We start from the raw sequence: 4,314 nt of genomic DNA, 5'->3' as shown, positions 1-4,314 counted from the left end.
TGACCGGTGCGCGCGTCACCTCCAGCGGTGACAACGGCAACGTGCGTCCGCTCAAGAAAGGCAACTGACCATGGCCTTCGGAACCCAGGACGAAGCCGATGAGGTGATGAACGAAATCAACATGACGCCGCTGGTCGACGTCATGCTGGTGCTGCTCATCATCTTCATCATCACCGTGCCGGTGATGAAACACGCCGTCAACATCGACCTGCCACGCGCAACCAACCAGCCGCAGGATGCCACGCCCGAAACCATTCGGCTGAGCGTCGACGCTGCAGGCGTGTACTACTGGAATGAAGCGACTCTGGCCGAGGCAGACCTTGCGCCGCAGCTCAAGGCTGCCGCAGCCAGACAGCCGCAGCCTGAGCTGCACATTCGCGGCGACAAGGCCGTGCGTTACGAGCGCGTGGCGCTGGTCATGGCGGCGGCGCAGCAGGCCGGCTTGAAAAAAATTGGTTTTATTACCGAGCCGAAATGAGCAAGCCGACTGGATTGGGCAAGTATTTGCGACTATTCGTCAATGCCGTTAATGTGCTGTGTTGTGCTGTGTTGGCGGCGATGCCCAATCGAGCGCTTGCCGTAAATAGGCGCTTGTTTCGTGTCCAGCGCCATGAATCCGGTGTGAGAAGTGTCGCCGCCAAAAGGGGTGCGTCAATGTAGCCAATGCCGATACCGATACCGAAAAAACCCTTTTCCCCAATGAAGCGAAGAACTTCCGTCTCGGTGGCCACACAAGCCTGCGGCAGGTCCTGCAACGCACCCAACACCGCGCCACGATGACGAAGATTGCCCAAGGCCAACTCGCCAGTCACGAAAGGATGGGCGACTACCCTGCCCTCGTCAAGCAGTCGGGCCAGCCTGTCATCACCCGCTCGCAAATGGTCAATCCAGATGGAGGCATCGACCAAAATCATGCAGGCTCCGTCTTGCGTCTCGGCACGTCTTTCAACACGGGTTCAGTCCCCCCAAGAGGGCGAGTCGCTTGGCGCTTTCGCGCTGTATCAACGCTCGCAGCGCCTCGCGCACCAACGCGGTTTTTTCGGAAACACCGGTCAAGGCTTCTGCTTTGGCAAGCAGATCATCATCAAGTGCAATGGTGGTGCGCATGGCAATCTTCTTCAATGAAAGCATCAATAGTGGCATCCAACAATGTCTTTTAAAGTGCCTTCGTGGCATCAATAGCCTTGCAAAGCAAGCGCCAACGCATCTTGCGCTACGGGCGGCTGCACACTGACGCGCACATGGCCCGGCAAGCCGAACGACGTTGCGTCGCGCAACTTGATGCCGATCGCCCGAAGTTGGGACAAGTCACACGCCGTTGCTGGCCGTGCGCAAAAAAACGGAGTGTCGCTGGGCAGGCAGTGCCAGCCCCGCTCATGCAACACGGCGATCTGGCGGGTTTTCCAGTCGCGTAGCGTTTGCAGGCTGTCCGCCAGCCACGCCTGCGCCTCAGGCTGGACCCAGGCTTGCAACATCGCCACACCGTGCGCACCCACCGGCCATGAGGGACACAGGCGCTCCAGCGCAGCCACGGCGGCCTGCGCACCGAGCGGCGCAATGGCGTAGGCGGCACGCACGCCGGTCAGGCCCAGGGCTTTGTTGGGGGTCCACAGTTGCCAGACTTGCGCCAGTTGGGCCTCATTCAGAGCGGGCGCGCCGCTCAACCGCAAGGGCTCGTAAGCGCGGTCAAACACCAGCAGCGGCAGGGCTTGTGCAGGCTCAGCCCGAACGCTCAAGGGTGTGTCCGGGCGGGTGTTGAGGCCCGTGAGCCAGTCCGGCCAGCCAACATGCGCGCCACCCAGCGGGCTCGACGGCTCACAGGCCCACACCAGTTGGGCCGCATCGGGCCGCGTTGTCACACCCAGGCCCCACGCTTGCGCAGCCTGCGCGTAATCGCCGTAGCTGTGCGGCGGCAGGGCGACGTGGCTTGTGTCCAACCGACTGAGATGACTGGCATGGCGGGCGCCTTGTTGCGCCACATAAGCCGTGATGCGAAAAATGAACTCGCTGGCACTGCCCGCCAGCAGCACGCGCTGCACCTCCACGCCATGAAATGCGGCCAACTGGGCGCGCAGCGCGGCATAGCTGGCATCGGGGTAATGACGGGCATCTGCTTGCTGCACCGCAGCCAGGGCGATCGGGCACGGACCACAGGCATTGCTGTTGGTGGAGAAATCAAAACGCGGCACACCCAGCGCATCGGGGCCGCCGTGAATGCGCTGCGGTGACGTCATAAAATCCCTCCAGTTGCTACAACAATAATAGCTGCTTGCGCAATAAACACGAGGGCTACAACCACTTTTGATGCATAGACCAGAGCGCGCTGCGTGTCATGCGTTTGCGGCGCCCGCCCCGCCGCATTGAGCACATAGACGCCCGGTTTGTGCAGACACACGCCCACGCCCAGCGCCATGGCGGCCATGGGCCAGCCGCTGTTGGGCGACGGCGTGCGACGGGCCTCAAGGCGCAGGCGCGCCATGAAGGACGCTGCGACAGGCCCGTCCTGATCATCTGTCCGAAACCGACACAACAAGGCCAGCAGCACGGCGGTGATGCGCGCCGGCAACCACGACAACACATCGTCAGCCCGCGCCGCCCATTTGCCCGCCCATTCCCAGTTCTGGCCCTTGTAAACACCGTGGTAGCCCCACATGGCGTCGGCGGTATTGGCAAAGCGGTAGAGTGCCGCGCCCGGCAGGCCCAGCAGCACAAACCAGAAGATCGGCGCCACCACCGAATCGTTGAGGTTTTCCGCCAGCGTCTCGATGGCGCTCTCGCGCACCTGGGTCTCGGTCAAATGGGTCACATCGCGGCTGACCAACCAGCTCAGACGTTCGCGTCCGGCAGCCAGCGAGCCGCCCTGTGCGGGGGACAAGGCGTTTTCCACCGCCAGCACCTCGCTGCGCAACATGGCCCACGCCAGCAGCGGTTTGAGCGCCAGGCCCAGCAGCAGCGCCGCGAGCACGCCGCCCGGAATTGGCCCCAGCGCGTCTGGCAGGGCCAGCAGACCTTTTTGCAACGCCCAGGATGCTACACAAACAATAGCTGCTCCCGCAGACCACGCAAGGGCTCCGAGGCTAAAATCCTTGTAATCAGAGCCATGGTTCAGCGCCTGGCGGGTGAAGCGCTGCAGGTGCCGACCAGCCCAGCCCAGGTAGTTCCCCATCCACACCACAGGATGCCAGCGGGCTGCGGGCTCGCCCAGATAGTGGTCGATGGCGAACGCCAGCAAGATAGCCGCGGCAAAAATAAGTGCATCCAATTCAGGACTCATGTCGCGTCATCCAGCAGCGAAACGGCTGGCAAGGCTGCCAGCGCCTGCTGCAGCCAGCCAAAGCCAATGCGCTCCTGCTCCAACCGCAGGCGCGCACGCAGCCGGTTGTCGCGCAACTCGTCAAACAGCGCACGCTCTTCGTCCGTCAGGCGTGGCAGGTCACGCAGCAGGGGTTGCGGCTCCTCGCCCCATTGCGAGGCATGGGCCAGCAAGGTGGCTCTGTCCATCAGCAACGAGTGGGCGTGGGGCAGCTGGGCACGCAGTTGGTCCAGGATGGCAAAGCCGTGGGTGTCAATGTCGCCCCAGTAATAAATGCTGCGCTGTTGCAGCCACCGGGCACCTGCCAGCACCTCGAAGCCATAACCCGCGCCGAAGATCACCATGCTACCCGCCAGCGGCGGAAAAGCCAGAAAGTTGACCTCGTTTTCGGTGATGAACACCCGGCTGACCGGTAAATCAAGCCGCTCAAAAGCGGCCTGGGTCACGCCGATATCCTGCTCACATCCATCGGGCAGCGCAATGCGCTCGCGCACGCGCCGGTCCAGCCCGCGAAAGTTGTGCTCCACCTCCCGAAAATCGGTCAACAACTCACGCGCCAAACCGGTGAACTGCTGAAAACGCTCTTTCAGTGCCGTGTCATCCAGCAAAGGCATGTCGCCACTGAGCACCAGCGCGATTTCGGCATCAATGTCGTCACGCCTTTTGTGCAACTCTTTGAGACGCGCCTCGGGGTTGGTCTCACTGCCTTCGCTCATTTGCTTGAGCAACTCAAACAGCGTGAGCAAGCGCGACTCGGTGCCGACAAAGGCGCGTTCCGTCAGGCTGGTCAACCAGGCCAGCGCACGCTCGGTGGCCGGGGTCAAATCAAAATGCGGCTCATCCGAGCCAGCGGGGTAAAACTTGCGCAGCCAGCCCTTCTCGTTGGCGGCCCAGTCGTTGAGATAGTCCGGCGCCGACTTGGGGAACACCTGATTACCCAGGCGCTCGCGCAAGCCAAACAAGGTGTCTTCCAGCGCCTCGGCCAGATCGGATTGCGCCAT

5 protein-coding genes and 1 pseudogene are annotated in these 4,314 nt (G+C 62.4%); 1 reads left to right on the top strand and 5 read right to left on the bottom strand.

What is annotated here, in order from left to right:
- Positions 1-70: 70 nt before the first annotated feature.
- Positions 71-478, top strand: a complete 408-nt coding sequence (locus tag Q8K05_RS00860) for a biopolymer transporter ExbD (protein WP_305244664.1) — start codon at positions 71-73, stop codon at positions 476-478.
- On the opposite strand, the gene Q8K05_RS00855 is transcribed toward Q8K05_RS00860, so the two are convergent.
- The 5 genes and pseudogenes from Q8K05_RS00855 to Q8K05_RS00835 all read right to left on the bottom strand — a co-directional run.
- Entirely contained in the window at positions 462-914 is a 453-nt protein-coding gene (locus Q8K05_RS00855; RefSeq protein ID WP_370868748.1) for a type II toxin-antitoxin system VapC family toxin, read from the bottom strand. The two genes, Q8K05_RS00860 and Q8K05_RS00855, sit on opposite strands and share 17 nt — an antisense overlap.
- Positions 911-1,107: pseudogene (locus tag Q8K05_RS00850) on the bottom strand (type II toxin-antitoxin system VapB family antitoxin). Before Q8K05_RS00850 ends, Q8K05_RS00855 begins: the two are co-directional and overlap by 4 nt.
- Positions 1,108-1,175: 68 nt before the next feature.
- Complete coding sequence (locus Q8K05_RS00845; protein ID WP_305244662.1) at positions 1,176-2,234, bottom strand: aminotransferase class I/II-fold pyridoxal phosphate-dependent enzyme; 1,059 nt, start codon at positions 2,232-2,234, stop codon at positions 1,176-1,178.
- Positions 2,231-3,274, bottom strand: a complete 1,044-nt coding sequence (gene cbiB, locus Q8K05_RS00840; RefSeq protein ID WP_305244661.1) for an adenosylcobinamide-phosphate synthase CbiB — start codon at positions 3,272-3,274, stop codon at positions 2,231-2,233. Before cbiB ends, Q8K05_RS00845 begins: the two co-directional genes overlap by 4 nt.
- Positions 3,271-4,314: DUF3375 family protein (locus Q8K05_RS00835; protein ID WP_305244660.1), on the bottom strand; the 1,044-nt coding region annotated here is incomplete at its 5' end. The genes Q8K05_RS00835 and cbiB, both read right to left, overlap by 4 nt.

It is taken from the genome of Polaromonas sp. (assembly GCF_030682935.1).
Classification (GTDB): Bacteria; Pseudomonadota; Gammaproteobacteria; order Burkholderiales; family Burkholderiaceae_C; genus Polaromonas.
This window is presented reverse-complemented; position numbering and strand designations above follow the sequence as displayed.

Excerpts from the sequence above, each read along its gene's own strand:
- Q8K05_RS00855 (WP_370868748.1), bottom strand. The coding sequence starts at position 914 with ATGATTTTGGTCGATGCCTCCATCTGGATTGACCATTTGCGAGCGGGT.
- Q8K05_RS00845 (WP_305244662.1), bottom strand. The coding sequence starts at position 2,234 with ATGACGTCACCGCAGCGCATTCACGGCGGCCCCGATGCGCTGGGTGTG.
- Q8K05_RS00860 (WP_305244664.1), top strand. The coding sequence starts at position 71 with ATGGCCTTCGGAACCCAGGACGAAGCCGATGAGGTGATGAACGAAATC.
- cbiB (WP_305244661.1), bottom strand. The coding sequence starts at position 3,274 with ATGAGTCCTGAATTGGATGCACTTATTTTTGCCGCGGCTATCTTGCTG.